We start from the raw sequence: 24,182 nt of genomic DNA on the forward strand, positions 1-24,182 counted from the left end.
GAGTGAGCCGGATGCGGCCCGGTCGGCCCGGGCGAACTCGGCTACGAATGTGCTTATCATACCGGTCCATGACCGGCTTGATCATAATCCTCGCCCTGGCACTGGTCGCGTTCTACGTGAATGACACCTGGCGGGCCAACGAACGGGCCCGTCGGGTGGGGCGCCAGGCATGCGAGCGGGCGGGGGTTCAGCTGCTGGATGCGACCGTCGTGCGCATCGGTCAGCGCCTCACATGGGGCGACCGCGGCCTGGCCCTGGAGCGGCGCTATCGCTTCGAATTCTCCGCCGACGGGGCGGGTCGCCACCCCGGCGAGATCTCGCTGGAAGGCCGGCAACTGAAGCGTGTGACCCTCGACTGGCCGGATGGCGGGCGGGAGTTCCAGGGGCCGGAGCGCGACGACCCGAGCGCGGGTGGCGCAGGGTGACGCTCAACGAACTGCGTTATGTGGTGGCCGTCGCCGATGCCCGTCACTTCGGGCATGCGGCCGAGGCCTGTCATGTCAGCCAGCCGTCGCTGTCGGTCGCGGTGCGCAAGTTCGAGGAGGAGCTGGGGGTCACGCTGTTCGAGCGCGGCCGGGGCGAGGTCACCGTGACGCCGGCGGGCGAACAGGTCCTCGCGCAGGCGCGGCGCGTGCTGGCAGAGGTGGAGCAGTTGCGTTCGGTTGCGGTGCAGAGCCAGGACCAGCTGTCCGGCCCCCTGCGGCTGGGGGCGATCTACACCATCGGGCCTTACCTGCTGCCGGAGCTGATCCCGGCGCTGCGCGAACGTGCCCCGAACATGCCCCTGGTGATCGAGGAGAACTACACCGGCCGGCTGCGTGAACGGCTCAAGCAGGGCGAGCTGGACGCGATCATCATCTCGCTGCCGTTCGAGGAGCCCGGGGTGGTGACCCTGCCCCTGTACGACGAGCCATTCATGGCCGTGCTGCCGGCGGCGCACCCGCTGAAGGACAAGGATCCGCTGCGTCTGGAGGATATGGCCGATGCCACGCTGCTGATGCTGGGCGCGGGCCATTGCTTCCGTGACCAGGTGCTGGAGCGCTGCCCGGACTGCCAGCGGACCGTAACCGCGGACGGCAGTACGCCACGCAACCTCGAGGGCTCCTCGCTGGAAACGATCCGCCACATGGTGGCCTCGGGGATGGGGGTCACCATTCTGCCGTGTACGGCGGTGGGGGCGGATCGCTATGCCCAGCGCCTGCTGGCCGTGCGGCGTTTCGAGGATCCGGCCCCCAGCCGCCGGGTGGCCCTGGCCTGGCGCGCCAGTTTTCCGCGCCCGGAGGCCATCGAGGCCCTGCGCCGGGCGGTGTTGTCGACCCCCCTGACCTGCGTCGATTTCATCCAGCCCGGCTCGGGTCAGGGCAACCCGGATTGACCCGCCCGCGGCGGGCGGATGTCAGTTGCCGGCCAGTACGCGGTTGCGGCCGGCCTGCTTGGCGGCGTACAGGGCCTCGTCGGCGGCTTGGTAGGCCGACTGCAGAGTGGTATTGGGCCCGATGCCGGCCACGCCGATGCTGGCGGTCACCTTGACCGCGCCATCGCTCTCGAGCGTGGACTGGTCGCCTGCCGTGGCGGCGGTTCGCAGCGCGCCAATGGCCAGGCGGATGCGCTCGGCGCATTCCATCGCACGGCTCAGGTCGGCACCGGGCAGGACCGCCAGGAACTCCTCGCCGCCCATGCGCACGCACAGGTCGGATTCCCGGGTGGTGCTGCGCAGGGTCTGCGCGACCAGACGCAGGATGTCGTCCCCCACGCTGTGGCCGTATTCGTCGTTGATCTGCTTGAAGTGATCGAGATCAATGGCCAGCACCGACATGGGCCGCCCCTGGCGGCGGCAGTCGGCCAGCCAGCGGGCGCCCTGTTTCTCGAATGCGCGGCGGTTGCCCAGGCCGGTCAGCTCGTCGGTCTCCAGGTTCTCGTTCAGGCGCTTGAAGCGCAGGGCATTGGCAAGCGCCGGAGCGGCCAGGCCCAGCAGGGCCTCGATCAGTTGTTGTTCGTCGTCGCTGAAGCGGCGCCCGCGCATCAGGATCAGCGAGCCCATGGTTTCGCCGTTCGCGCTCATCCCGTATTCGATGCGATGGCGATCCTCGTCGCCGCCGGACCAGGTCTCGTCGCTCTCCTGCAGGATGAAGAACCAGCCGCTGTGGTGAACCTGGGCATGCAGGTGTTCCTGCAGACGGGCGAGGACCGTGCCCAGCTCCAGGCTGGATGACAGCGACTGGACAAACGCCAGGGCGTCAAAGGGGGTACCGGCATCGCCGGTGGTCTTGCCCTTGGCGGATACCAGTCGCAGGTTGTGGGCGTTCCCGTCGCGGTTCATGGCTGTCTCGCTCGCAAAGATCCTGGGGTCGAAGGTAATGCGAGATCCGTGCCATCGATGAAAATAACCTGGGAAACAGTGACTTGTTTATCCTTCTGGTGTGCGAAAGACGGAATTCCGTCGGATTTTTGCCGCTTCCGGCAGGTGATGGCCGCCCGGACCGGCAAGGGGCGGCAATATCCTGACGCTAGGCGCCTCTCGGATTTGGGCGATCGTCGCGAGCGTTGTGGGAGATCAGTCCCAAATCCGACAGGCTTCTCTAGTGTCGGCCGCCGAGTCCCGGGCCATGACCGGACTACATGAGCGCGCCCTTCGCTTGCCCTACACTGCGCGACATGATTCGACTTCAAGATATCGAGCTGCGCCGTGGCCGACAGGTCCTCCTGCAGCATGCCAGTCTGACCGTACACGCCGGCTGGCGGGTGGGCCTGACCGGTGCCAACGGCTCTGGCAAATCCAGTCTGCTGGCTGCGCTGCAGGGTGAGCTGAGCCTGGATGCCGGCGAGATCGACCGGCCAGCCGACTGGGTAGTGGCGCACCTGCCGCAGGAGGTCCCGGGGAGCGCGCGTTCAGCCGCGGACTACGTGCTGGATGGCGACGCCGAGTTGCGCGACCTGCAGGCGCGCCTGGAGCAGGTCGCCGACGGCGCCGAACAGGCGCGCCTGTATGCGGCCCTGGATGCGATCGACGGCTGGACGGCGGACGCCCGGGCGCGGCGGCTGCTCGCGGGGCTGGGCTTTGCGCCGGCCGATGCCGACCGGCCGATGAGCGACTTCTCCGGCGGCTGGCGCATGCGCCTGGGGCTGGCGCGCACGCTGATGACGCGCTCCGATCTGTTGTTGCTGGACGAGCCCACCAACCACCTCGATGTCGAGACCATCCTGTGGCTGGAGGACTGGCTGGCGCGCTACCCGGGAACGGTCATCGTGATCGCGCATGACCGGCGGTTTCTGGATTCCGTCTGTACCCATATCGCGCACATCGAGCGCGGGGGCATCGCGCTCTATGCGGGCAGCTATACCCATGCCGAGGCCAAGCGCGCGGAGGCGATCGCCCAGAGCGAGGCGGCGGCCGCGAAGGTCGCGGCCGAGCGCGCACATCTGGAGGATTTCGTGCGCCGCTTCCGGGCCAAGGCGAGCAAGGCGCGCCAGGCCCAGAGCCGCCTGAAACGCCTGGAGCAGCTCGACGAGGTCGCCGTGATTCGGGCCGCACGGCCGATCCACCTGGAGATCCCGACCCCCGAGCGTCTGCCGGACCCGCTCCTGGCGCTGGACCATGCCGAGGTGCGCTCCGGAGACCGCACCCGCCTGCATGCGACGAGTTTACGTCTGCGGCCGGAGGACCGGATCGGTGTTCTGGGGCCCAATGGTGCCGGGAAATCGACGCTTCTGACCCTGCTGGCCGGCGAGCTGGCGCCCACCGCCGGCGAGCGCCGGGTCGAGCCGAGCCTGAAGGTGGGCTATTTCGCCCAGCACCAGAGCGAGCAGCTGGATCTGGGCGCCTCGCCCCTCGTGCATCTGCAACGCCAGGATCCGCGCGCCGAGGAACAGCGGCTGCGCAACTTTCTCGGTGGCATGGGCTTTCCCGGGGAGAAGGCGGATGCCCCGGTTGGCCAGTGCTCGGGCGGGGAGCGCGTACGCCTGGTGCTGGCGCTGCTGATCTGGCAGGCACCTTCCCTGCTGTTGCTGGACGAGCCCACCAACCACCTGGATCTGGATATGCGCGAGGCACTGGCCGAGGCGCTGGAGAACTATGCCGGCGGGCTGGTGGTCGTGGCGCATGACCGCGAATTGCTGGCGCGGGTGTGCGACCGTTTCTGGCGCGTCGAGGACGGCCATCTGAGAGATTTCGACGGGGACCTGGATGACTACGCCCGGGAACTGCAGGCGCGCGAGCGCGAGGCCTTTGCCGCGAGCGAACCCGGCACCGGTGAATCGGCAGCCCGCAGCGCCCCGGCCCTGTCGCAGAAGGAGCGGCGCCAGCAGGCCGCACAGGCACGGGCGGCGCTCAAGCCGCTGAAGCAGCGCGCGGACCGCGCCGAGCAGGAATGCACCCGGGTGCAGGAGCGCCTGGAGGCCCTGGAGGCGGAGATGGCCGATCCTGCCCTTTACGAGGGCGAGGCGGCGGATCGCCTGGCGCAGCTGACCCGCGAGCAGGGGGAGCTGCGTGCCCGGCTGGAGGCCGTGGAGGGCGAGTGGATGGAGGCGCTGGAGGCCCTGGAGGCGGCGCAGGCCGAGCCGACGGAGTGAGAAGCGATTCAAAGACCAACCCTTGAGATCGGGTATTGCGAGGTCTATACAGGAGGGGAATGCACCGGAACGAGGAGTGACCCCATGAATGCACAGGAACTGAATCGTCGCTGTGTCGAGCTCTTTCACCACCCGGATGCAAAGCTGCATTGCTGGCACCCGCGCATGTTCTGGGAGACCCACATGCTGGAGAACCCGAAGCCGGAAGACCTGCAGGAGCCGAAGGTGGATCTGCGCGAACTGGAGGTGATGCTGGCCGAGGCCGCGCACGAGCCCTCGCAGTGCGCCGAGGAACTGGAGCAGGAGGAGCCGGGCCGGGCCACGCTGATCCGTCACATGATGGAGCGCGGCGAGATGCCGCTGCTGCACCGGCCCCACTGATCAGCGTTTTCTGAATGGCTTGGGCCCCCAACGGGGCCCGGGACTCCGGATGCGGCGTCCCGCTTGCCGACCCCGGTGGTCCCGACTGCCGGGGTCTTTTCGTTCGGGGTATCCGTCCGGACCTTCCGGGGCTACTACTGGCGGATGAAATCCGAGAAATACAGTGCGGCGATCCGCGGGGAGCCGGTGATCTCTTCGAGCAATTCGTTCAGCTCGTCCGTGGCCTGGTTGCGCAGATCCTCGCGGGCGCCGCTGCCGGTCAGGCTGTCGGGGCTGCGGCCGCCGAGGATGTGGATCAGGCGGTCGCGTACGGCGGGGATGTGTTCGCGGATGGCCCGGGCATCTTCCAGATTGTGGCCCTCCAGCTGGATGGAGGCCTGCAGGTAGCGTCCGCGATCGGCGGCCTCCATGTTCACGACCACGGGTTCCAGGGTCACGTAGTGGCTGTCCAGATCGTCCACGGCGAGGGCCAGGGGGGCAAGCAACAGCAGGAGAAGCCCCGACAGGGTCGGGGGCAGGAAACGAAGGGGGCTCGAGGTCATGGTGCGTGCTCCGGGGCGGTTTGCGTGCTGGAGGCGATCCAGTCGCCGCGTCGATGCGGCTCCTGACCGAAGTATGCCACCAGGTGATCATAGATGGCGGGCAGCCGCTCGCGCAGCCGCGCGGGTTCGAAGAAGAAGGACTCCACCGCGACCGCCAGGAACTCCTCCGGGGCCGTGGCCGCGTACGGGTCCAGCGGCAGAGCCGACTCGTCGACCGTGCCGGCCTCCACCGCCTCGACAGTCTCCACGAAGCGGTCGAAGGCGCGGGAGAAATCCTCGGTCCAGGCGCGTGTGGACTGTCCGCGGGGGAGCGGGGGGAAGCCGTTGACCTCGCCGTTGCCGGCGTCCAGCACATGGGTCATCTCGTGGACGACCACGGCGCCGTCGCGTTCGACGTCATTCCACGACAGGATCACCGGCCCGCGCTCCCAGGCCTCGCCGGACTGGGGCATCGCGCCCTGATGCACGATGCCCGCCTCGTCTACCCACTCGTGTTCCGGCACGAAGGTATCCGGATAGAGGATCAGCGTGCGCCAGTCCCGGTACGGCGCCAGGCCCAGCTCCAGGATCGGGAGTGCCGCGTAGGCCGCGATCACCTGGCACTGCCACGGCTCGGGTTCCGCGGCGATCCCGATGAATTCCTTCTGCGCGAGGATCTGCCCGATCAGTTCGCGCAGCCGGGCGCGTTCCTCCGGTGTGAGGCGGGCGATGAACGGCACCCGCTGGCGCATGGCCTCCCACTCGTCGTTGTCGAGGGGGACCGCCTCTGGTTCCAGTCCGGCGAACGGTCCCAGCAGGCGGCGGAACAGGCCTCGCAGCGGGAATTGCGGTGTCGAGTTCATCGCCCGATCGTCGCATGTTTGGCCGTGTCGCGTCCGCCTGCGGCAAAGGCTTGCCGGTGGCGGTTAAGGATTGCCGCTGTGCGGCCGTTAACCCTCTCGGGAATCCGTCCCGTTGAGGAACATCCATGCATATTGCCGATTATTCCATGCAGTTCTCGAGCCAGCGCCTGGCGCTGGAGGCTACCCGGCGCGAGGTGCGCCTGACGGTGCGCGAAGGGGGCGGGGCCGCGCCCCCGGCGGAGCCCCGCCAGGGCGCCGGGCTGCCTGGACTTGTGAGCCCGGACCGGGGCGAACGGCCGGCCCCGGCCTCCGTTGCGGCCCTGCGCGCGCCCTTCGTGGGCGTGGCCCCGGCGGACAGTGAGCTGACGTCTGTGGACCAGCTGCGCACCGAACTGCTCCGGCTGATCCTGGAACGTTTTACCGGGCGCGAGATCCGCGTCGTGGACCCGGCGGACCTCCGGCCCGACGCGAACGCGGATGCGAACCCGCCGGCATTCCTCGAACCGCCCGCAGCCCGGCCCCCGGGCGCCCCGCGTGCGCCGGGCGGCCTTGCCGTGGCCTGGTCGGTGGAGCAGACCCGGGTGGAGATCGAGCGCACGGCCTTCCAGGCCCAGGGGCGGGTGCAGACGGCCGACGGCAAGACCATCGAGATCGACATTGCCCTGACCATGAGTCGCGAGTTCGTCGAGCACACCCGTATTCAGGGCGGTGTCGATGGCGAACTGCATGACCCGCTGGTGATCAATTTCGATGCCCCGGCGGCGGCATTGACCGAGACCCGTTTCGAATTCGACCTGGACGCCGATGGCTCACCGCAGCAGGTGGCCTTCCTGCAGCCCGGAAGCGGTTTTCTGGCCCTCGACCGATCGGGCAGCGGGCAGGTCGATGATGGCTCCGAGCTGTTCGGGCCGCTGACCGGGGACGGCTTCGCCGAACTGCGCCGCTTCGATCACGACGGCAATGGCTGGATCGATGCGGCGGACCCGGTCTATGACCGCCTGCGCGTCTGGACCCGCGACGCCCAGGGCCGCGATCAGTTGCTGGCCCTGGGCGAGGTGGGGGTGGGGGCGATCTACCTCGGACATGTCAGTACCCCCTTTGACCTGCGCCATGGCGGTGACAACAGCCTGCTGGGCCAGGTGCAGTCGACCGGCGTCTGGGTGGCCGAGGATGGCCGCAGCGGCAGCGTGCAGCAGATCGATCTGACGGCCTGACGGAACGCGGAGGCTCGTTCCTGCGTCGAGGGTTGTATAACGGCTACTCTGTGCTTTCGTCCACTCCCCGCGAGCGACCCGGCGCATGCGATTCGAGACCCTCTTGTGTTGGCGGCGGTCGGACCGACCGCCCCTGAAGCGCCCGCTGCCCGCCACCTGCATGTCGCGGGGGGGCGGCCGCCTGTCCCTGCTCATGATCCTGGCCGTGGGACTGGCCGGCTGTGGGGGCGAGTCTTCCGAAGCGGCTGACGAGCCCGCTGGCGAGGCGGCGACCCCGATCGCGGCGGTGGAGATGCAGCCGCGGGACCTCTCGCGCGAACTGCGACTTTCCGCGCGGGTCGAGCCGCGGGCGCGGGTGCGCCTGGCGGCTCGTACGGATGGCGTGGTCAAGGCGGTCCATGTCGAGGAAGGCGACCGCGTCGGGCAGGGCGATATCCTGGTCGAGCTGGACGTGGCCGAGGAGCGCGCGGAGCTGGCGCGTGCCGTGGCGCACGCCGAGGAGGCGCGGCTGGAGTACGCCCGCAGCGCCGAGTTGCGGGACGAGGGGATTGCCAGCCGCGCCAGCTACGAACGGGCCCGCGCCGCGCTGCGTTCGGCCGAGAGCGAGCAGGCCCTGTGGCAGGCGCGGGTCGATTACGGGGCGCTCGCTGCCAGCCGCGACGGCGTGATTACCGAGCGGATGGTGGAGCCTGGAGAGGCCGTCGCTGCGCGCGATGCGCTGCTGGAGCTGGTCGATATTACTACGCTGGTGCTGCGACCCGGGGTGTCCGAGCTGGATGTGCGCGACCTGGTCGTGGGCCAGGACGTGCCCATTCGGCTGGATGCCTTTCCTGATACTGACTACGTCGCCGAGATTCGTCGCATCTTCCCGGCCGCCTCGCCGGATTCCCAGCAGGTGACGGTGGAGATCGCGCTGCCGGCCGAGGCCGCCGACAACGGCGTGCGTCCGGGTAACCTCGCACGCATCCGCATGACCGTTGATGAGCGCCCGAACGCCCTGGCGGTGCCGGCCGCGGCGATCGGCGAGGACGATGACGCGCGCTATGTGTACGTGGTGGTGGATGAACAGCTGGAACGGCGCACGGTCGAGACCGGTGTGACCCGGGGCCCCTGGACCGAGATTACCGAGGGTCTGGAGGAAGGCGAGATCGTGCTGGCGACCAATCCGATCGACATGCGCGAGGGTCAGCGGGTGCGCATTGTCGGCTGGCGGGGCTAGGGCATGGCCGATGCGGGGGACTCCCAGCGCCCACACGGGCGGGTGACCAGCTTCTCCATCCGCCGGCCGGTCGCCATCATGGCGCTGGCCTCGGTGGTGATCGTGCTGGGCATGTTCTTTGTCGACCGCCTGCCGGTGGACCTGCTGCCGCATGTCGAGTACCCGCACATCCGGGTCACGGTGAACCACCCGGGCACCGCGCCGGAGGTCATGGAGGAGCAGGTCACACGAGTGCTGGAGCGCAATCTTGCGGCGACCGAGAACCTGACGCGCATCTACAGCCGTGCCTCCGAGGGGCGCACCAACGTCAACCTGCTGTTCGAGTACGGGACCAACCTGGATCTGGCGTTGCAGGATGCGGCGCGTCACCTGGAGCTGGCGCGCACCCAGTTGCCGGATGATTTCGAATCCCTGCGCCTGTACAAGTTCGACCCGTCGCAGGACCCGATCTGGGAGGCGGGCTTCTCCTCCACCGTGCGTTCCGAGACCGCAGTTCGCGACTGGGTGGAGCACGAGCTGGCCCCGCAGTTGATCGCCATCCACGGGATCTCCTCGGTGGAGGCCTCCGGCGGCCAGCAGCGCGAGCTGGAGGTGATCCTCGACCAGGAACGGGTGCGCGGCTACGGCCTGTCGCTGGCCGCGATCAGCGAGACGCTGGCGGACGACAACCGCGAGGTGGCCGGTGGCTGGGTGACCTCCGACACCTTTGACGTGATGGCCAAGACCGAGGGCCTGTTCACCTCCGAGGACGATGTGCGCAACGTGCTGATCCCGCTGCCGGGGCCGCAGTCGGCGCATGTGCGCCTGGGCGAGCTGGCCGAGGTGCGCGACGGCCACCGCGAGCAGCGCCTGTTCATCCGCCTGGATGGCACCCCGGCCGCGCGCGTATCGGTATTCAAGCTGCCGGAGGCCAATACCGTCGAGTCGGTGGATGCCGTGCGCGGGACGCTCCAGCGGCTGGAGCGTTCCGGGTTTATCCCCGAGGACATCCAGTGGGAGGTGGTCAGCGACTCGGCCCCGTTTATCCGTGGCGCGGTGTCCTCCGTGGGCACCGCTGCAGTCCTCGGTGGCGTGCTGGCGATGCTGGCGGTGTTCCTGTTCCTCGGCAGTCTGCGCAAGAGCTTCATTATCGGGCTGTCGATCCCGATCGCGCTGATGGCGACCTTCGCGATGATGGGGCTGGGCGGATTGACCCTGAACATCATCAGCCTGGGCGGGCTCGCGCTGGGCGTGGGGCTGCTGCTCGACAACGCGATCGTGATGCTGGAGAACATCTACCGCCATCGTGACAAGCTCGGGAAATCGCCGGAGGAGGCTGCCCATGACGGGGCGGGCGAGGTCGTGTCGGCGGTCACCGCCGGCACGCTGACCAACCTGGCCGCGGTGCTCCCGTTCCTGCTGATTACGGGTATCGGCGCGCTGATCTTCCGCGAGCTGATCCTGACGCTGTCGTTCGCGATCATCGCCACACTGGCCGCAGCGATCACGCTGGTGCCGATGCTGGCGGCCCTGCTCGCGCGCATCCGCTGGGAGAGCGGGCTGGACCGGACCTGGCTGCTGCGCGGCTTCGACCGCGGGGTGCAGGGCTTGCGCCGACGTTACCGGCGTCTGCTGCCGAAGGTGCTGCGCGCGCGCTGGGTGGTGCTGGGCGCCGCCGGGGTCCTGCTGGTCGGCGCCATCCAGGTGGGCGGCGAGCTGGGTACCGAGTTCCTGCCGCAGGTGGACGATGGTCAGGTCAGCGTGCGCATGGTCCTGCCGCCGGGTACACCGCCGCACGAGACCGATGCCGCCGCCCGCGACATCGAGGCCGCACTCGAGGAGCTGCCGCATGTCGAGAGCGTGTTCGCCATGGTCGGCGGGCATCTGGGGGGTGGCGTGGTCAACGAGCGCCCGGGGACGTCCAATCTCACGGTGCAGCTCACCCCGGCCGGACAGCGTGAAATGACCGCCGGGCAATGGGTGGCCGAGGCACAGGCGGCGATGGACGAACTGGACCTGCCCGGGGCGCGGATTACCGTGCGCCCGCCGCGTATCGACGGGTTGCAGTTCAGCGTGACTGGCGACGACCTGTCGATCGGCGTGGTGGGGGCGGATCTGACCGAGATGCGCACCATCGCCCGCGAGATCGCGGGGCGCCTGGAGGGCATCCGGGGCCTTGAGGGCGTCGAGGTCGGGCGCGAGGACCAGAGCCCGATTCTGCGCGTACACGTGGATCGCGAGCGCGCGGCCGCGCTGGGCCTGCAGGTGGGAACGGTCGGTCAGGCGATCCGCGATGCGGTGGAGGGTGCGGTACCGACCCAGTATGTACGCGATGACCGCGAATACGACTTGCGCGTCCGCCTGCCGCGCGAGGATGTACAGGACACGGCCACACTGGGACGGATGATCCTGTTCCGTGATAACGGCGATCCCGTACGGCTCGCCGACGTGGCCGAGTTCGGGATCGGCGAGGGGCCCGCTCATATCGAGCGCGAGAACCAGAGCCGGGTGGTGCGGGTGAACGGCGATATCAATACCGAGGTCAGCGACGTCGGTTCGGTGATGGCCGAGGTCGAACAGCGTCTGGCCGAGGTGGAGGTACCCGAGCACTACAGCCTGCTGATCGGGGGCGAGTGGGAGACCATCCAGGAGACGCAGCGCGAGATGGCCACCGTCGTGGCGCTGGCGATCTTCCTGGTCCTGGTGGTGCTGGCGGTTCAATACGAGCGCCTGGCCAATCCGCTGGTGATCGTGGCGGCGGCCCCGCTGTCGCTGATTGGCGTGGTCGCGATCCTGTGGGCCACGAACACGCCGGTCTCCGCGCCGGTGATGATCGGCGCGATCCTGCTGATCGGGGTGGTGGTGAACAACGCGATCCTGCTCGTCGAGTACATCGAACAGGGCCGTCGACGACGCGGCCTGAGCCCGGCGCGCGCGGTGGTGGAGGCGGGTGCACTGCGCCTGCGTCCGATCCTGATGACCACCCTGACCACGGTGCTCGGCATGTTGCCGCTGGCCATCGGCCTCGGTGAGGGTGCGGAGATCATGCGCCCGCTGGCGCTGACCGTGGTCGGCGGCCTGATCGCCGGGATGATCCTGACGCTGCTGGTGGTGCCCTGCCTGTACCTGGTGGTGAACCGCGCCGCGGAGCGCGTAAAGGGAACGCTGACAACCCGGTCACGTCAGCCCTCGGATATGGGGGCGATCAGTTAGGATGCCCGGCATCCGAAACATCACGAACGACGAGGAGAACGGGATGAGACGCGTAATCGGAAGTGGCGCAGTGCTGTTGGCGATGCTGGCGGGAGGGGTACCCGCGCAGGCCGACGAACTGCATACGGTCGAGCAGCTGAGTCAGGCGCCGGCGGAGCTCGAGGGCGAAGAAGTGCGCCTGGAGGGCATCGTCGGGCGGGTGAACGAGGACATCATGGGCCGCAACTTCATCCACTTCGTGGACGGCACGGGAAGCGAGGGTGATTACATCACCATCACCTCCACCGAGCTGCCTGAGGTGGGCGACCGCGTTTCGGTCACCGGAACGCTGATCCTGGATCGTGACTTCGGGGCCGGCTACACCTATCCCGTGATCATCGAAGGCGCCTCGTTTTCCGAGGAATAGCCGCATGCCGTGATGGTGCATGTTGGAGGACTCCGACATGCACCCTGGCCGCACAAGGGAGTGCGGCTTTCAGACGTCCCATGGAGGGGAGGCGATGTCCATCAAGAACCTGCTGTTACGTTTCGTACTGCTCTATTTCTCGCTGACGATCGTCGCGATGTTCGCAATCGCCCATTTCCATCTCGAGCAGTTCGGTACAACGATCGGAATGGGGATTCTGGGCCTGGCGGTGGCGTGGCCCTGCGAGGCCTTCGGACGCAGGAACGGCCGCTATCTGTCGCGCGCCGAGAAGTGGCGGGTGATTGCCGTCATGGTCGCTGTGCTCCTCGGTACGCAGCTTTCCCTGGCCTTCCTGGTGCTGTGGGCCGACGGCACAGTACTGGACAGTTTCATGCTCGCGGTCCTGGGCGTTGTCGCGTTGTTATATGCCGGCTTTGTGGTGGCGATGGTCAATCTCACCGGACGCCACCTGCGCAAGCGCGGTTTGGTCGGGGGAGAAACCGCGGGATAGCCCTACGGCCGGTCAGTCGCCCAGGTGGCGCTTGAGCCACTCGAGGCGCTCCTCTGGCCAGTCCGCGGCCGTGACCGCATGCCAGGCGTCGATGTAGTGCTCGGTGGCGTAGACATGGCCGTAGCCGCGCGGGGCAGCATCGCCGATGGTAACGTCTACCGCCAGTTGCAGCATGGTGACCACCGGGTACCACGTCAGGTCCGCTGACACGTCCGGGCCGCGCGGGTGCTGCATCCACTCGGGCTTGCGGTACAGCGCCTGGGGCTCGAAGAAGGTGACCGGGTCACTGGCGTACTGCAGGTAGACGATGCGCATCGGGCCCCATTCGGCGCCGGGGATATCCAGGTGGTTCTCCTGGTTGGTGAAGCGCACCACCGAGCTGTCGCGAAAGCGCGGCAGCCAGGCCGGGGAGTCCGGCTGGCGCTGGCGCGTGATGTCGCGCCAGGTCTCGCTACGAAACGGCGGGCCGGCCCACAGCGCGCCGGAGAACGGATCGCCGATCACGTCGTACAGATCCGCGGCGCGCTCGGAGTTCAGCGCGCCCAGACTCAGGCCGTAGAGGTACAGCTCCGGGCGGGCGTCCGCCGGCAGCTGCTTCCAGTAGCCGTAGATCTCCGCGAACACCGCCTGGGCCGTCTCGTGGCCGTACTGCGACTCGGCCATCAGCGACAGCCAGCTGGGCAGGTAGGAGTACTGCACGGCCACGGTTGCGACATCGCCGCCGTGCAGATACTCGACCGGCTGGATCGCGCGGTTGTCCACCCAGCCGCGCCCGGTGGGGGTGGCCAGCACCAGCACCGAACGGTCGAAGGCATTGACCCGCAGCATCTCCTGCAGGGCCAGCCGCGCGCGTTCCTCGATGGTCTCGGCGGCATTCAGGCCTACGTAGACGCGAATCGGGTCCAGGGCCTCGCCCGCGGCGAAATCGCGGATCGTGCCGGCATCCGGTGCCTGTCCGACGAAGCGCTGTCCCTGGCGCCCGAGCCCTTGCTCCCAGCTGACCAGCGAGGCCGGGCTGCCCGTACGGAACGTCGCCGTCGGTTGTTCGACCCCTGGGTATTCGCGCACGTCGAACTGCTGGAAGCTGCGGTCCGCGGTGAGCAGGCCGTATTCCAGAATCACACCGTCAATGACCGCCCAGAACACCCCGGCGGCGACCAGCACACCGATCACGTTCGACAGCCGGCGCGGGATGAAACGGCGCAGATGGCGGGCGAGAAAGCGCACCAGCAGCTGAAACAGCCGTCCGACCGCCAGGGTGGCGGCAAACACCGCCGCCGCGATCAGCCCGAGTCGGATCGGGAAGCCGCCGTCTACCGGCTCCTGCTCCATCAGGGCGCGGATGCTGTTCTGCCACTCGGTGGCCTGCCACAGGAAGATCAGCACGATCAGCACGGCGCCGCCCCCGGCGATGACCACCAGGGTGTTGTGCGTGCGCTCGCCGAATTCCGGCAGCTCCAGATAGGACCACAGCCAGTGGAAGAACACGCCCAGCCCGTAGCCGGCCGCCAGCGACAGTCCGGACAGGATGCCCTGCACGTCGTCGGTACGCGGGATCAGGCTGGGGGTCAGCGACGCGGCAAAGAACAGCGTGGCCAGGATCAGCCCCGGGATCGACAGGGTCCCGAGGATACGGGTGGCCCAGCCGGGCCAGATGAAGCGCCGCAGGCGGGTTTGCAGGCGGGCGACGATGGACATCGCGTGAGCACTTCCTTGATGAACAGAAGGGCTTATCCTGTTCGCCCGCTCGGGCGGGTTCAAGTCTCCACCGTGAGCGCCAGTCTGCTTTGGAACCTATTGGGCGTTGTCGCCCGGCCCGGCAGCGTCGGCGTGCCGAAAGCGGAAGCAGCCCTCGACCATGCGCAGGGCCACGCCGAACAGCGCGACCTGCAGCAGGAGCCCGCCGGTGGCGGCGCCCAGTGCGAGGCCGGTGGCCAGCCCCAGGGCCATCAGCAGCATCAGCAGGGTGGCGGCGAGGCGGCTGCGCAGCCAGCCGCCGACCAGCGCCAGCAATGCCACGAGTGTGCCTTCGAGCATCGTGGGCATGTGCTGCACCAGCACGCCCAGCATCACCACGATGACCCCGGCGAAGACCAGGACCCAGCCGGCCACCCGCGCCAGGCGGCGGGCCTGCTCGGTGTCATGGATGGATTGCAGCAGCAGGAGCAGGTCGGCGCCGGCCCCGGCCCAGTGGCGCGATCGCGATTCGTTCATGTGACCACGGTACTACAGCGCCATGACGCCCGGGTGACAGGATTGGCGCGCGGTTATCGCCGGGTCAGTATCGACTCGAGATCGAAGGCCTCGGTCGCGGTTGCCCCGGACTCGGCCTGTTGCATCGAGCCATGGTCCGACCAGTGCAGCAGGCTGAGGTGGCCTGAGCGATCTTCCACCAGGGCCGTGCAGTGCTCGACCCAGTCACCGTCGTTGCAGTAGAGGATGTCGCCGAACGCCTGGACGTTCGGCTTGTGGATATGGCCGCAGATGCAGCCATCGAAGCCGCCCTTGCGCGCGGCGGTGACGGCGGCATGCTCGAAACGCTGGATATATTCCCGCGCCGCCCCGCTCACGCGGGTCTTGAGCCAGGCCGACAGGGACCAGTACGGATGCCCGAGGCGGCGTCGGATGGTGTTCAGGTAGCGGCTGCCGCGCAGCAGCAGGTTGTAGCCGAGATCGCCCAGGGCGTGTACCAGGCGGCTGTGGCGTACGAGCCCGTCGAACTCGTCGCCATGCGTTACGCGGAAGCGCCGGCCATCGGCGGTCCAGTGCACCAGTTCGCGTTCGATGCGCACGCCGCGGATCTCCGAACCGACAAAGCCGCGCACCAACTCGTCGTGGTTGCCGGGGATGTAGATGACCTCGACCCCGTGCAGGGCGAGCGACAGGACCTGCTCGACCACCGCCGCCTGGGTCGCGTCCCAGAAGATGCGCCGGCGCATGGCCCAGATGTCGAATACATCGCCGACCAGTACCAGACGATCGCAATTGACCTGGCGCAGCAGGTCCAGCAGGTAGTCCGCGCGGCACTCCCGGGTGCCCAGGTGCAGGTCGGAGAGGAACAGGCTGCGGCAATCCAGGGTGGCCATCGCGGGCTCCCGCTCGGGGTTTTGCCGAGCATCGCGCATCCGGGTGACGCCACCATGGCGTTGCAGTGACGATTGCGTGATGACGGTGGCGGGTGGCTAAGGCCAGAGGACCAGCAGCCAGATCAGGGTGGCGTTGGCAAAGCCCAGCAGCACGGCGGCCGATCCCATGTCCAAGGGAGACGCTGATTGAATCGCACGTCCGCGTTGGTGCCCCCTGTTTCCCGAGACAAGGCGTGTCGTGCAGCGGGTAGTGGTTCTACCCGCAAGCGGCGCAACGCAGGATCGGGGAACAGGGGGCACCAACCCCACAAGCCATTGAAAGCAGGGGCTCGGCCGCTTTTGCGCGCGCACAGCGTTACGGTTCCCTTGTGCAGAGTGACTGCACGGCAGTCACCGCGCCTTGTTCGCATGCAAAAGCGACTCGAGCGCGGACGTGCGATTCAATCAGCGTCTCCCTTGGCACGCGCGGCCAGCTTGTGGCGTTCCGGCCCGAACCGATCCACGGTGGCCTCGATGCCCGAGTTCAGTACCTCGATGATCAGGATCAGGAACAGACTGCCGAGCAGCAACGCGCGTTCCACTCCGGTATTGCCAACCACCAGCGAGAGTGGCGCCAGGATGACCACCAGGATCAGTTCCTGACGAAAGGCCTCCTCGTGGCGAAAGGTGGCGCGCAGGCCTTTCCAGGAGTACCCAAAGGCCCGCAGGATGCGGGTGATGCCGGTAGCGCCGCCGTTGGCCATGGTCGCTTGGTCCGCTGGAGTGGGAAGGGCCGTCAGCGAGGACGGTCGGCCGCGGTATGCGGGGTGCCGAGCGCGTCGGCCGGGCTCAGCAGATCCTGATACACGGTCAGCAATTGTTCGGCCATACGCCGCTCGCTCCATTCCCGCGCCCATGCGGCGTGGGCTGCGCGCATGGCGCGCTGGCGTTCGGGATCATCGAGGACGCGGGCGACCCGCTCGGCAAACACCGCGGGCTCCTCGGGAGCGACTTCGGCACCGGATGCGTCGGTGAGGATGTCGAGCGTGCCCAGGCGCGCCGTGGAGACCACGGGCAGCCCGCAGGCCATGGCCTCCAGCAGGACCAGACCCTGCGTCTCGGTTGCGGAGGCAAACACGAATGCATGCCCGGCGCGGTAGCAGTCGACGAGCGATGTCTCGCGGTCCAGATACCCGCACCAGTGCAGGTTGTCCTCCAGGCCCATCTGCGCGGCCTGGCGCTGCAGGGCAGCCCGGGCCGGTCCCTCGCCCGCGATCAGCAGCAGGACGCCGGGGCGACGCTCGCGCAGGTGCTGGAGCATCTGCAGCAGAAAGCCGATGTTTTTTTCGAAGGCGATGCGCGACACATGCACCAGCATCTCGCGGCCGGGTGCGATGCCCCGCTCCGCCCGGAACAGGTGGCCGTCGCCTCCGGTCCAGGCCTGTGGGTCGATACCGGTGGGCAGGCGCACGATGGGCGTCTTGATCCCGTACTCCAGCAGGGCCTGGTGCAGGGCGGTCGACGGGGCGATCACCCGGTCGACCGCGTTGCACTGCGTGCGCGAGATGCGCCGCGCCAGCCCCCGCAGCCATTTGGCGGCCAGCCACGGCAGGTAATGCTGCAGATACTCTTCGAAGAAGGTGTGGTAGGTCTCGATGACCGGGACCTGCCAGTCGCGTGCCAGCTTGAGCCCGGCGTAGTGCGCCACGAAGGGGGTGTGGATATGGACCACGTCGGCCCGCTCGATCCCGGCTTCCCGCAGGGAGCGGCGGATGAGGCGAGGCTTCAGGATGCGATCCTCCGGATCCACTACCAGGTAGCGCGACGGGATGCGGATCAGGTCCGGGTCCTGCGGGTCGGGGCCGGGGTGCGCGCCCAGTCCAGGATAGGCCGGCACCACCAGCGTGACGCGATGGCCCAGTTGTCGGAGCTGTGCGCGGAAACTGGCCAGCGAAGTGGAGACCCCGTTGATCCGGGGGAAGTACACGTCGCTCAGCATCAGAATGTGCACGGCTGCACCTTGGGGCGAGACTCAGGTCCCGGAGTGTGGACCGGGGGTGTGACCAGGTGATGACGACATTGCGACGGAATTGTTGCGCGCGCAGACCGCCGGTTCGGGTTTCGGGCCGTACCGCGTACCCCCGCCCGATGCGCCTTATTCGGTCGTAGAGGGCTCGGACGATCGCCCCTGTTGCAGCTCGCGCAGGCGTTCGGTGATGCCGGGGTGGTCGAATTCACGCGCGCCGATGGCGCGATAGGCGATGCGGCCCTCGGGGTCGATCACGAAGGTGGTGGGGATGCCGCGCACCGGCCAGGTATCGATCGCGCTGGCCGCGCGATCCTGCAGCAGGGGAAAGTCCACCGGGTAGTCGGCGGTGAAGAAAAAGATGCGATCGGCGTCCTCGCCGACGTTCACCCCGAGCACCACCAGCCCGTCGGGGCCCAGTCCCTCCCATAGCCGCTGCAGGGAGGGCAGCTCGTCCCGACACGGCGGGCACCAGGTCGCCCAGAAGTTTACGACCACGACGCGGCCGCGGTAGTCGCGCAGGTCATGCTCGTGGCCGTCGAGGTCCTCGAGTGTCAGGGGAGGAGCATCCGGGCGTGGCTCGATCGCGGTGAGGGACTCGGTCGCGGCCGGGGCGGTCATGGCGGCCAGAATCAACAGGATCAGGAGGGTCGCGAGCTTTGGCATGGCGATCATCCTCCCGCCTCGCCGGCGCAGCGCAGGTCGGGCAGCCGCGCCTCGTGGAGCTCCCCGGCCGCGCGCCAGCGCAGGGTCAGATCAAAGGGCGTGCCTGGCGGATGGTCGAACAGGATCATGCCCATCAGCCAGTCGCCGGGTTCGAAACGGTGTTCGCCGGGGAACAGGGCCCAGCGAAAGGCGATGCGGGCGGCTTCGGGGGCCTGCCGTCGGGCCCAGGTTGCCTCCCAGTCCCAGTTCGGGCGCGGGCGGATGAGCCCCTCCGGCCCCTGGCTGCTCCAGTCGTGGAGATTGACCTCGATAGGGGTGTGTGGGCGGTTGTTGCGCAGGATCGCCTGGAAGACGCAGTGCGCCGCAATGAGATCGGCATGTTCGGTCTCGAAGCCGCGTCCCAGGAAGAACGCGCGGGTCTGATCGGGCAGCAGCTGCGCAAGCTCCAGCGAGACGCCATCGCCCTGCCACGTCCAGGTGATCAGGCCGCTGGTGGCGTCCGTGCGAGCCTGCAGGGTTTCCGTGGCGCTGGCCGACGCCATGGGCGTGGCCAGCGCCAGCAGGGCCAGGACGCAGATCATGGTCTCACGGGCAAGCGATCCATTGGGGCCGGGCCGCCTACGGTCCGCCGAGGACATGATCCAGCAGCGCCTCGAAGGCCGGTTCGGCGTTTTTCGCCGCGCGCTCCAGGCTCGGGTGCGGCTGCAGGGTGGTCATGAACTTCGGGTGCAGCATGGACAGTTTTGTGTTGCCGTCCTCCTCGTACAGGCCGATGTGGCCGCAGGGCATCATCGCGCCGACGTGCAGGCCGGCATCAAGGATGTCCGGCCCCAGCGGCAGGTAGCAGACCTTCAGGGCGGTGATGTCGCCACCGGCCAGGCCGAACTCGGCCAGGAAGATCCAGTCCTCCTCGTTCTCCGCATACTCGCGAATGGCCCGGGCCAGGTCCTCGCGGGACTGTTCGCAGTCGCGGATGATGAAGTGATCGTCGGGCTCGGACGCCGCCAACGGGGCGGCCAGGCCCAGCGCAAGGGCGGCGGTGATGGCCAGTGCCAGGGTCGTGATCGGGTGTTGTGCGCTCATGGCAATGCCTCCTTGGGTTGTTATCGGGTGGCCACGTACCAGTTGTTCTGCAGGTCGTGGGCCAGCTGGTGTACGCGGATGTCGCGGAAACCGGCGCGCTGCAGGTAGTCGCGGGCTAGCGGTTCGCCCCACATCGCACCGAGCCCGGGGCCGCCCCGGGCGAGCGATACCGGCATGCAGTGCATGCAGGAGACGGTGTAGAGAAAGGGTGCGAGCGGGTGATCGAGATCGCCCTGGATCTGTCCAGAGCCGCGGATGTCCTGCATCAGGTAGATCCCTTCGGGTACCAGCGCGCGATGGATGCCGCGCAGGACCCCCTGGGGATCGGCCTGGTCGTGGATGGCGTCGAAGGTGGTGATCAGTTCGAAGCTCCGGGCCTCGAGACGGTGCCCCATCTCGGCGGCGTCGGCCTCGATGAACACGACGTTGTCTAGCCCCTCCGTCTTTGCCTCGGCGCGGGCGCGCGCGATGGCCTGTGGCGAGAGATCCAGTCCGGTGAATTCGCTGCGAGGGTAGCGCCCCGCCAGGTGGTTGATGATGCGCCCGCTGCCGCAGCCGACATCCAGCACGCGGATGCCGCGCTCGAGATGGTCGGTCAGGCCCGGCACCAGCGGCAGGATGGCGCTCTCCAGCGAGGACAGGACGGACTGGCCGCTGTCCTCGGCCATGACCTCGTGGAAACGTGTGTAGCGTTCGTAGGGCACGCCGTCGCCGGTCCGGAACGCGATGGCAATCGCATCCTCCACGGCGCCCAGCACTGCGATGTACTGGGCGAACACCGCCAGGTTGTCGGCCGCGGCGGCGCGGGTGAGGCACGTGGCATGCGCCGGCGGCAGGGCAAAACGTGGCCCGGCGGGTTCCACCGTGACGATCCCCGCCGTGGCCATCGCGCCGAGCCATTCGCGGACATAGCGTTCGTTCAGGCCGGTGGCCGCGGCGATTGCCTCGGAGGTCGACGGGGGCCGCCCGCGCAGGGCATCGAACAGACCGGTCCGGTGCCCGAGCGAGAGCATCAGGCACAGCGCACCGTGATTGAGGACCTCGACCAGGTGGCCGGCAAAGGCCTCCACGGCCTGTGGTGACGCAGGGTATTCCGGGTCGGACGGCATGCGGGTGACCTCCGCGATGGCGCCGGGGGTTGGCTTTACCCGGAGCCTAGGCCGTGCGGTGATCCCCCGCGGTCACGGGCTTGCGGTGCGGGGGCGAATCTTGCGGTTGTGCGTCAGGGTGTTTCGGGGCCGTCCGCGCGGGTGATTGGCGGCGCCCCGTACTGATCACGGTAGGCGCCGGGTGCCATGCCGAAGGCCTGCCGGAAGTGGCGGGCCAGTTGTTGCGGGGTGTAGCCGGTGGCCGTCGCGATCTCGCCGATGCTCGCGTGCGACTCGGTCAGCAAGGCGCGCGCCCGCTCCAGACGCAGCTGGGTCAGGTAGCGGTGGGGCGGCTGGCCGTGGGTCTCGCGGAAGGCGCGGGCGAAGTGCCAGGGGGAGAGGTCGCACAGCGCGGCGAGTTCAGCGAGACGGATCGGCTGGTCGAGGTAAGTCTGCATGTAGTCGATGACCTGTGCCGAGCGGTGCGGTGCGAGGCCGCCCCGGCAGCGGTCGGCCGGGGCGGCCTGGCTGGTCAGGCGGGCCAGGCGCACCACCAGTGCGGCCATCATGCTGTCCACGAACACGTGTGCGGCGGGGTCCTCGCGACCCATTTCCTGCCACAGACACTCCAGGCCCTGGGCGATCAGCGGGTCGCTGTGGTGGCGGTTGTGAACGGGGCCGAAATCCAGCGGGTCGTCGGCGGGCCGGTCCAGGCAACGGCGGGCCAGGTCGGCGGGGATGGCGATAAACCGTACCCTCGCCGCGTCCGTGACCCGGCACCAGGGCGTGGCCCCCGGGGCCACGGCCACGAAATCGCGGGTGCGGGTGTGTCCCGAGAAGCGCCCGGCGCCGAGATCGCAGACGTAGCGGAATGGGGCCCCGGACGACTGGCTCAGGACCAGGTCATCGGAGGCCGGGGTGTGGAACAGGCCCGGTGGCTGACGGGTCTCCAGCATGGCGACCGCTGGCGAGGCAGCCGCGCGGGTCTCGCGCAGGTGCGGTCCCCCGTTCCCGCGGGCGTAGTGCTCCAGCATGTTCGGCCATGGTTGCGGCATTTTCTCACCCCGCATGTCCTGTATAGGCCATGCCGGTGCCGCCTGCCAGATTCAGCGGTAGACGCGAACCTCCTGGGCCCAGCCGTCCACGCCGCGATTGGCACAGAACGCCTGGACGTGGCCGTCGGCGTAGCGGATTTCCACATTGAAACCGGCGCCCGGCACGTGGTTGAGCGCTACGCGCCGGCGCTCTCCGGGCGCGATCTCGCCCTCGCGAATGCTGGATTCGGACAGGTCGTGCCCGAAATCGAAGTGCACCGCGCGGATGGTCGTGTCGCTGTCATTGTGCAGCGTGACCATCAACGCGCCCTCGGTCGGGGGGCGCTCCACGCCCCAGTGCATCAGCCCCGCACCCATCGCGAGTCCGAGCACGAACAGCCCGGTGGCAGGGGCGCGCAGGGCGTCTACCAGGATCTCGTCCCAGCTGCGGCGTTGTGTGTCCGGTTCCATGCGGCGCCCGATGTCTTGTGTATAAGAAAAACCTAATTTAATAGGACCGGCAGGGCAAGGTCATCCGCGCCTTGCGTGGGAGCCGTCTCCTGATCCGCGTTGCGCGGTTTTCGGGTGCCGGTCGGCGGTGCATGTGACCCCGCAGGCGCATTCGGGTATGTTCGCCGGGTTTGATTGGAGCAGGACAGCACGCCCGTGGGAACCGACGAACGCAATCTGCAGGGACTGGTCGCGCAGCTGGCGGAGCGCCTGGCGGGGACGGGCCTGCACGGGCGCATTGGCCTGGAGAAGGAGACCCTGCGCGTTGGCCCGCAGGGGTCGCCGGCCCTGACCCCGCACCCGGCGGCACTGGGATCGGCGCTGACCCATCCGAATATCACGACCGACTACTCCGAGGCCCTGCTGGAGCTGGTCACCCCGCCATTCGACGATGTGCGCGAGACACTGGGTTTCCTGCACGACCTGCAGGCCTTCGCCGCGGCCAATGTCGGCGACGAGACCCTGTGGTCCACCTCCATGCCCTGCGTGACCGCCGACGATAACGCGATCCCGGTCGCGCAGTACGGCACGTCCAACGCCGGGCGCATGAAGACCGTCTATCGCGTCGGGCTGGGGCACCGCTACGGACGCAAGATGCAGGTGATCGCCGGGGTGCACTTCAACTACTCCCCGCGCCCCGAGTTCTGGCCCGCGCTCGCACGGGTGCTGGGCGAGCAGGATGACCGCGCGTTCCGCGACGAGCGCATGATGGGCATGATCCGCAACCTGCTGCGCTTCGGCTGGCTGGTGCCATATCTGTTCGGGGCCTCGCCGGCCGTGTGCAATTCCTTCCTCGAGGGCCACGGCGCGGTGCTGGAGGACTTTGACGACGACACCTCTTACCTCCCGCATGCCACCAGCCTGCGCATGGGTGACATCGGCTACACCAACCGCAAGGAGGCGGACACCGGCATCAAGGCGGACTACAACTCGCTGGGCGGCTACGTCGACTCGCTGCGCTGCGCGATCAATACGCTCAGCCCCGAGTGGGAGCGCATCGGCGTGAAGGTCGACGGCGAATACCGCCAGCTGAACGCCAACATCCTGCAGATCGAGAACGAGTACTACTCCACCGTGCGCCCGAAGCAGCCGCTGGAGCGCTTCGAGAAGCCCACCGATGCGCTGGAGGCACGCGGGATCGAGTACGTCGAGCTGCGCTCGGTGGACATCAACGCGCAGCACCCGCTGGGGGTGGACGAGACCCAGCTGCGCTTTCTCGAGGTGTTTGCCCTGACCTGCCTGCTGCAGCCCAGTCCTTTGCTGGCGGACGGCGAACTCGACGCGATCGACCGCAACCTGCTCGATGTGGCGCATTACGGCCGCTGCCCCGGCCTCGAGCTGCGCCGGCAGGACGAGTCTGTACGGCTGCAGGACTGGGCGCGCGAACTGCTGGCCCTGATGCGCCCGGTCGCCGCGATCCTCGACCAGGAACTGCCGGGCGACCCCTACCGTAGAGCGCTAAGCGAGCAGTGGGGCAAGGTCGAGCAGGCCGACCTCACGCCCTCGGCGCGCATGCTGGAGGACATGATGGCGCGCGAGGAGGGCTTCTACCGCTACGCCAGCCGCCTGTCCGCGCAGCACCGCGAGGCGTTTCGCTTCAACGGCCCGCTGCCGCGCGCCGAGACGCTGGAGGCCCTGGCGCGCCAGAGCCTGGCGGAGCAGGCCGCGATCGAGGCGGCCGATACCCTGGACTTCGATACCTTCCTTGCCCGCTACTTCGACGGCACGCTGCGCGCCTCCTGAGGGAGACGCTGATTTAATCGCACGTCCGCGTTGGTGCCCCCTGTTTTCCGAGACAAGGCGCGTCGTGCAGCGGGTAGTGGTTCTACCCGCA

24 protein-coding genes are annotated in these 24,182 nt (G+C 68.4%); 10 read left to right on the forward strand and 14 right to left on the reverse strand.

Going from position 1 to position 24,182, the window contains the following annotated elements; all coding sequences use genetic code 11:
* Window positions 1-68 precede the first annotated feature (68 nt).
* Together D107_RS0112375 and D107_RS0112380 are read left to right on the forward strand one after the other, a co-directional pair.
* A complete protein-coding gene (locus D107_RS0112375; protein WP_018881597.1) occupies window positions 69-425 on the forward strand; it encodes a DUF3301 domain-containing protein in 357 nt (118 codons plus the stop codon).
* Window positions 422-1,375, forward strand: coding sequence for a hydrogen peroxide-inducible genes activator (locus tag D107_RS0112380; protein WP_018879710.1), 954 nt, complete (start codon window positions 422-424; stop codon window positions 1,373-1,375). The genes D107_RS0112375 and D107_RS0112380 overlap by 4 nt, the downstream gene beginning before the upstream one ends.
* 21 nt (window positions 1,376-1,396) lie before the next feature.
* Here the strand turns inward: D107_RS0112380 and D107_RS0112385 are convergent, their stop codons facing one another.
* The gene (locus D107_RS0112385; RefSeq protein ID WP_018866734.1) at window positions 1,397-2,320 is read right to left on the reverse strand and encodes a GGDEF domain-containing protein; all 924 of its coding nucleotides are present in this window, start codon (window positions 2,318-2,320) and stop codon (window positions 1,397-1,399) included.
* Between the two features lie 335 nt (window positions 2,321-2,655).
* Here D107_RS0112385 and D107_RS0112390 point away from each other — a divergent pair, with 335 nt between their 5' ends.
* Both D107_RS0112390 and D107_RS0112395 read left to right on the forward strand, forming a co-directional pair.
* Window positions 2,656-4,569: an ABC-F family ATP-binding cassette domain-containing protein gene (locus D107_RS0112390; protein ID WP_018881598.1), complete on the forward strand. Its 1,914-nt coding sequence runs from the start codon at window positions 2,656-2,658 to the stop codon at window positions 4,567-4,569.
* 84 nt (window positions 4,570-4,653) lie between these two features.
* Window positions 4,654-4,950 carry a hypothetical protein gene (locus D107_RS0112395; RefSeq protein ID WP_018866736.1) on the forward strand — a complete coding sequence of 99 codons (297 nt, stop codon included), beginning with the start codon at window positions 4,654-4,656 and terminating at the stop codon, window positions 4,948-4,950.
* A 134-nt stretch (window positions 4,951-5,084) separates the two neighbouring features.
* Here D107_RS0112395 and fliL read toward each other — a convergent pair whose 3' ends face one another.
* Both fliL and D107_RS0112405 read right to left on the reverse strand, forming a co-directional pair.
* Window positions 5,085-5,492 (reverse strand): flagellar basal body-associated protein FliL, encoded by a 408-nt coding sequence (gene fliL, locus D107_RS0112400; protein ID WP_018876905.1) that lies wholly within the window; start codon window positions 5,490-5,492, stop codon window positions 5,085-5,087.
* The gene (locus tag D107_RS0112405; RefSeq protein WP_018878470.1) at window positions 5,489-6,334 is read right to left on the reverse strand and encodes a zinc-dependent peptidase; all 846 of its coding nucleotides are present in this window, start codon (window positions 6,332-6,334) and stop codon (window positions 5,489-5,491) included. The genes fliL and D107_RS0112405 overlap by 4 nt, the downstream gene beginning before the upstream one ends.
* Before the next feature lie 125 nt (window positions 6,335-6,459).
* Between D107_RS0112405 and D107_RS0112410 the strand changes: the two genes are divergently transcribed.
* The 5 genes from D107_RS0112410 to D107_RS0112430 all read left to right on the forward strand — a co-directional run bounded on the left by D107_RS0112410 (window position 6,460) and on the right by D107_RS0112430 (window position 12,876).
* Entirely contained in the window at window positions 6,460-7,548 is a 1,089-nt protein-coding gene (locus D107_RS0112410; RefSeq protein ID WP_018881599.1) for a hypothetical protein, read from the forward strand.
* A 160-nt stretch (window positions 7,549-7,708) separates the two neighbouring features.
* Window positions 7,709-8,767 carry an efflux RND transporter periplasmic adaptor subunit gene (locus tag D107_RS0112415; RefSeq protein WP_018866740.1) on the forward strand — a complete coding sequence of 353 codons (1,059 nt, stop codon included), beginning with the start codon at window positions 7,709-7,711 and terminating at the stop codon, window positions 8,765-8,767.
* 3 nt (window positions 8,768-8,770) lie between these two features.
* The gene (locus D107_RS0112420) at window positions 8,771-11,959 is read left to right on the forward strand and encodes an efflux RND transporter permease subunit (RefSeq protein ID WP_018881600.1); all 3,189 of its coding nucleotides are present in this window, start codon (window positions 8,771-8,773) and stop codon (window positions 11,957-11,959) included.
* 43 nt (window positions 11,960-12,002) lie between these two features.
* Window positions 12,003-12,365 carry a hypothetical protein gene (locus tag D107_RS0112425; RefSeq protein WP_026279231.1) on the forward strand — a complete coding sequence of 121 codons (363 nt, stop codon included), beginning with the start codon at window positions 12,003-12,005 and terminating at the stop codon, window positions 12,363-12,365.
* Between the two features lie 94 nt (window positions 12,366-12,459).
* Window positions 12,460-12,876, forward strand: a complete 417-nt coding sequence (locus D107_RS0112430; RefSeq protein ID WP_026280476.1) for an ABZJ_00895 family protein — start codon at window positions 12,460-12,462, stop codon at window positions 12,874-12,876.
* Window positions 12,877-12,888: 12 nt separating this feature from the next.
* Here D107_RS0112430 and D107_RS0112435 read toward each other — a convergent pair whose 3' ends face one another.
* The 11 genes from D107_RS0112435 to D107_RS0112485 all read right to left on the reverse strand — a co-directional run bounded on the left by D107_RS0112435 (window position 12,889) and on the right by D107_RS0112485 (window position 22,309).
* On the reverse strand, window positions 12,889-14,574 hold the full coding sequence (locus D107_RS0112435) for an alpha/beta-hydrolase family protein (RefSeq protein ID WP_018881601.1): 1,686 nt from the start codon (window positions 14,572-14,574) through the stop codon (window positions 12,889-12,891).
* Between the two features lie 96 nt (window positions 14,575-14,670).
* A complete protein-coding gene (locus D107_RS0112440) occupies window positions 14,671-15,090 on the reverse strand; it encodes a hypothetical protein (RefSeq protein ID WP_018866745.1) in 420 nt (139 codons plus the stop codon).
* Between the two features lie 53 nt (window positions 15,091-15,143).
* Window positions 15,144-15,962, reverse strand: a complete 819-nt coding sequence (locus D107_RS0112445; RefSeq protein WP_018878462.1) for a UDP-2,3-diacylglucosamine diphosphatase — start codon at window positions 15,960-15,962, stop codon at window positions 15,144-15,146.
* 440 nt (window positions 15,963-16,402) lie between these two features.
* Window positions 16,403-16,705, reverse strand: coding sequence for a diacylglycerol kinase (locus tag D107_RS13370; protein WP_018881602.1), 303 nt, complete (start codon window positions 16,703-16,705; stop codon window positions 16,403-16,405).
* A 32-nt stretch (window positions 16,706-16,737) separates the two neighbouring features.
* A complete protein-coding gene (locus D107_RS0112455) occupies window positions 16,738-17,940 on the reverse strand; it encodes a glycosyltransferase (RefSeq protein WP_038035393.1) in 1,203 nt (400 codons plus the stop codon).
* Between the two features lie 156 nt (window positions 17,941-18,096).
* Entirely contained in the window at window positions 18,097-18,642 is a 546-nt protein-coding gene (locus D107_RS0112460) for a TlpA disulfide reductase family protein (protein WP_018881604.1), read from the reverse strand.
* Window positions 18,639-19,214: a hypothetical protein gene (locus tag D107_RS0112465; protein WP_018881605.1), complete on the reverse strand. Its 576-nt coding sequence runs from the start codon at window positions 19,212-19,214 to the stop codon at window positions 18,639-18,641. Before D107_RS0112465 ends, D107_RS0112460 begins: the two co-directional genes overlap by 4 nt.
* 37 nt (window positions 19,215-19,251) lie before the next feature.
* Window positions 19,252-19,716, reverse strand: coding sequence for a DUF302 domain-containing protein (locus D107_RS0112470; RefSeq protein WP_018881606.1), 465 nt, complete (start codon window positions 19,714-19,716; stop codon window positions 19,252-19,254).
* A 20-nt stretch (window positions 19,717-19,736) separates the two neighbouring features.
* On the reverse strand, window positions 19,737-20,825 hold the full coding sequence (locus tag D107_RS0112475; RefSeq protein WP_026280811.1) for a methyltransferase domain-containing protein: 1,089 nt from the start codon (window positions 20,823-20,825) through the stop codon (window positions 19,737-19,739).
* A 113-nt stretch (window positions 20,826-20,938) separates the two neighbouring features.
* Window positions 20,939-21,859, reverse strand: a complete 921-nt coding sequence (locus D107_RS0112480) for a helix-turn-helix domain-containing protein (RefSeq protein ID WP_018881608.1) — start codon at window positions 21,857-21,859, stop codon at window positions 20,939-20,941.
* 51 nt (window positions 21,860-21,910) lie between these two features.
* The gene (locus tag D107_RS0112485; RefSeq protein WP_018877110.1) at window positions 21,911-22,309 is read right to left on the reverse strand and encodes a hypothetical protein; all 399 of its coding nucleotides are present in this window, start codon (window positions 22,307-22,309) and stop codon (window positions 21,911-21,913) included.
* A 195-nt stretch (window positions 22,310-22,504) separates the two neighbouring features.
* On the opposite strand from D107_RS0112485, the gene gshA reads away from it, so the two are divergent.
* Window positions 22,505-24,091: a glutamate--cysteine ligase gene (gshA, locus tag D107_RS0112490; RefSeq protein WP_018881609.1), complete on the forward strand. Its 1,587-nt coding sequence runs from the start codon at window positions 22,505-22,507 to the stop codon at window positions 24,089-24,091.
* Window positions 24,092-24,182: the final 91 nt, after the last annotated feature.

It is taken from the genome of Thioalkalivibrio sp. ALE30 (assembly GCF_000377465.1).
In the GTDB taxonomy this organism is placed as follows: Bacteria; Pseudomonadota; Gammaproteobacteria; order Ectothiorhodospirales; family Ectothiorhodospiraceae; genus Thioalkalivibrio.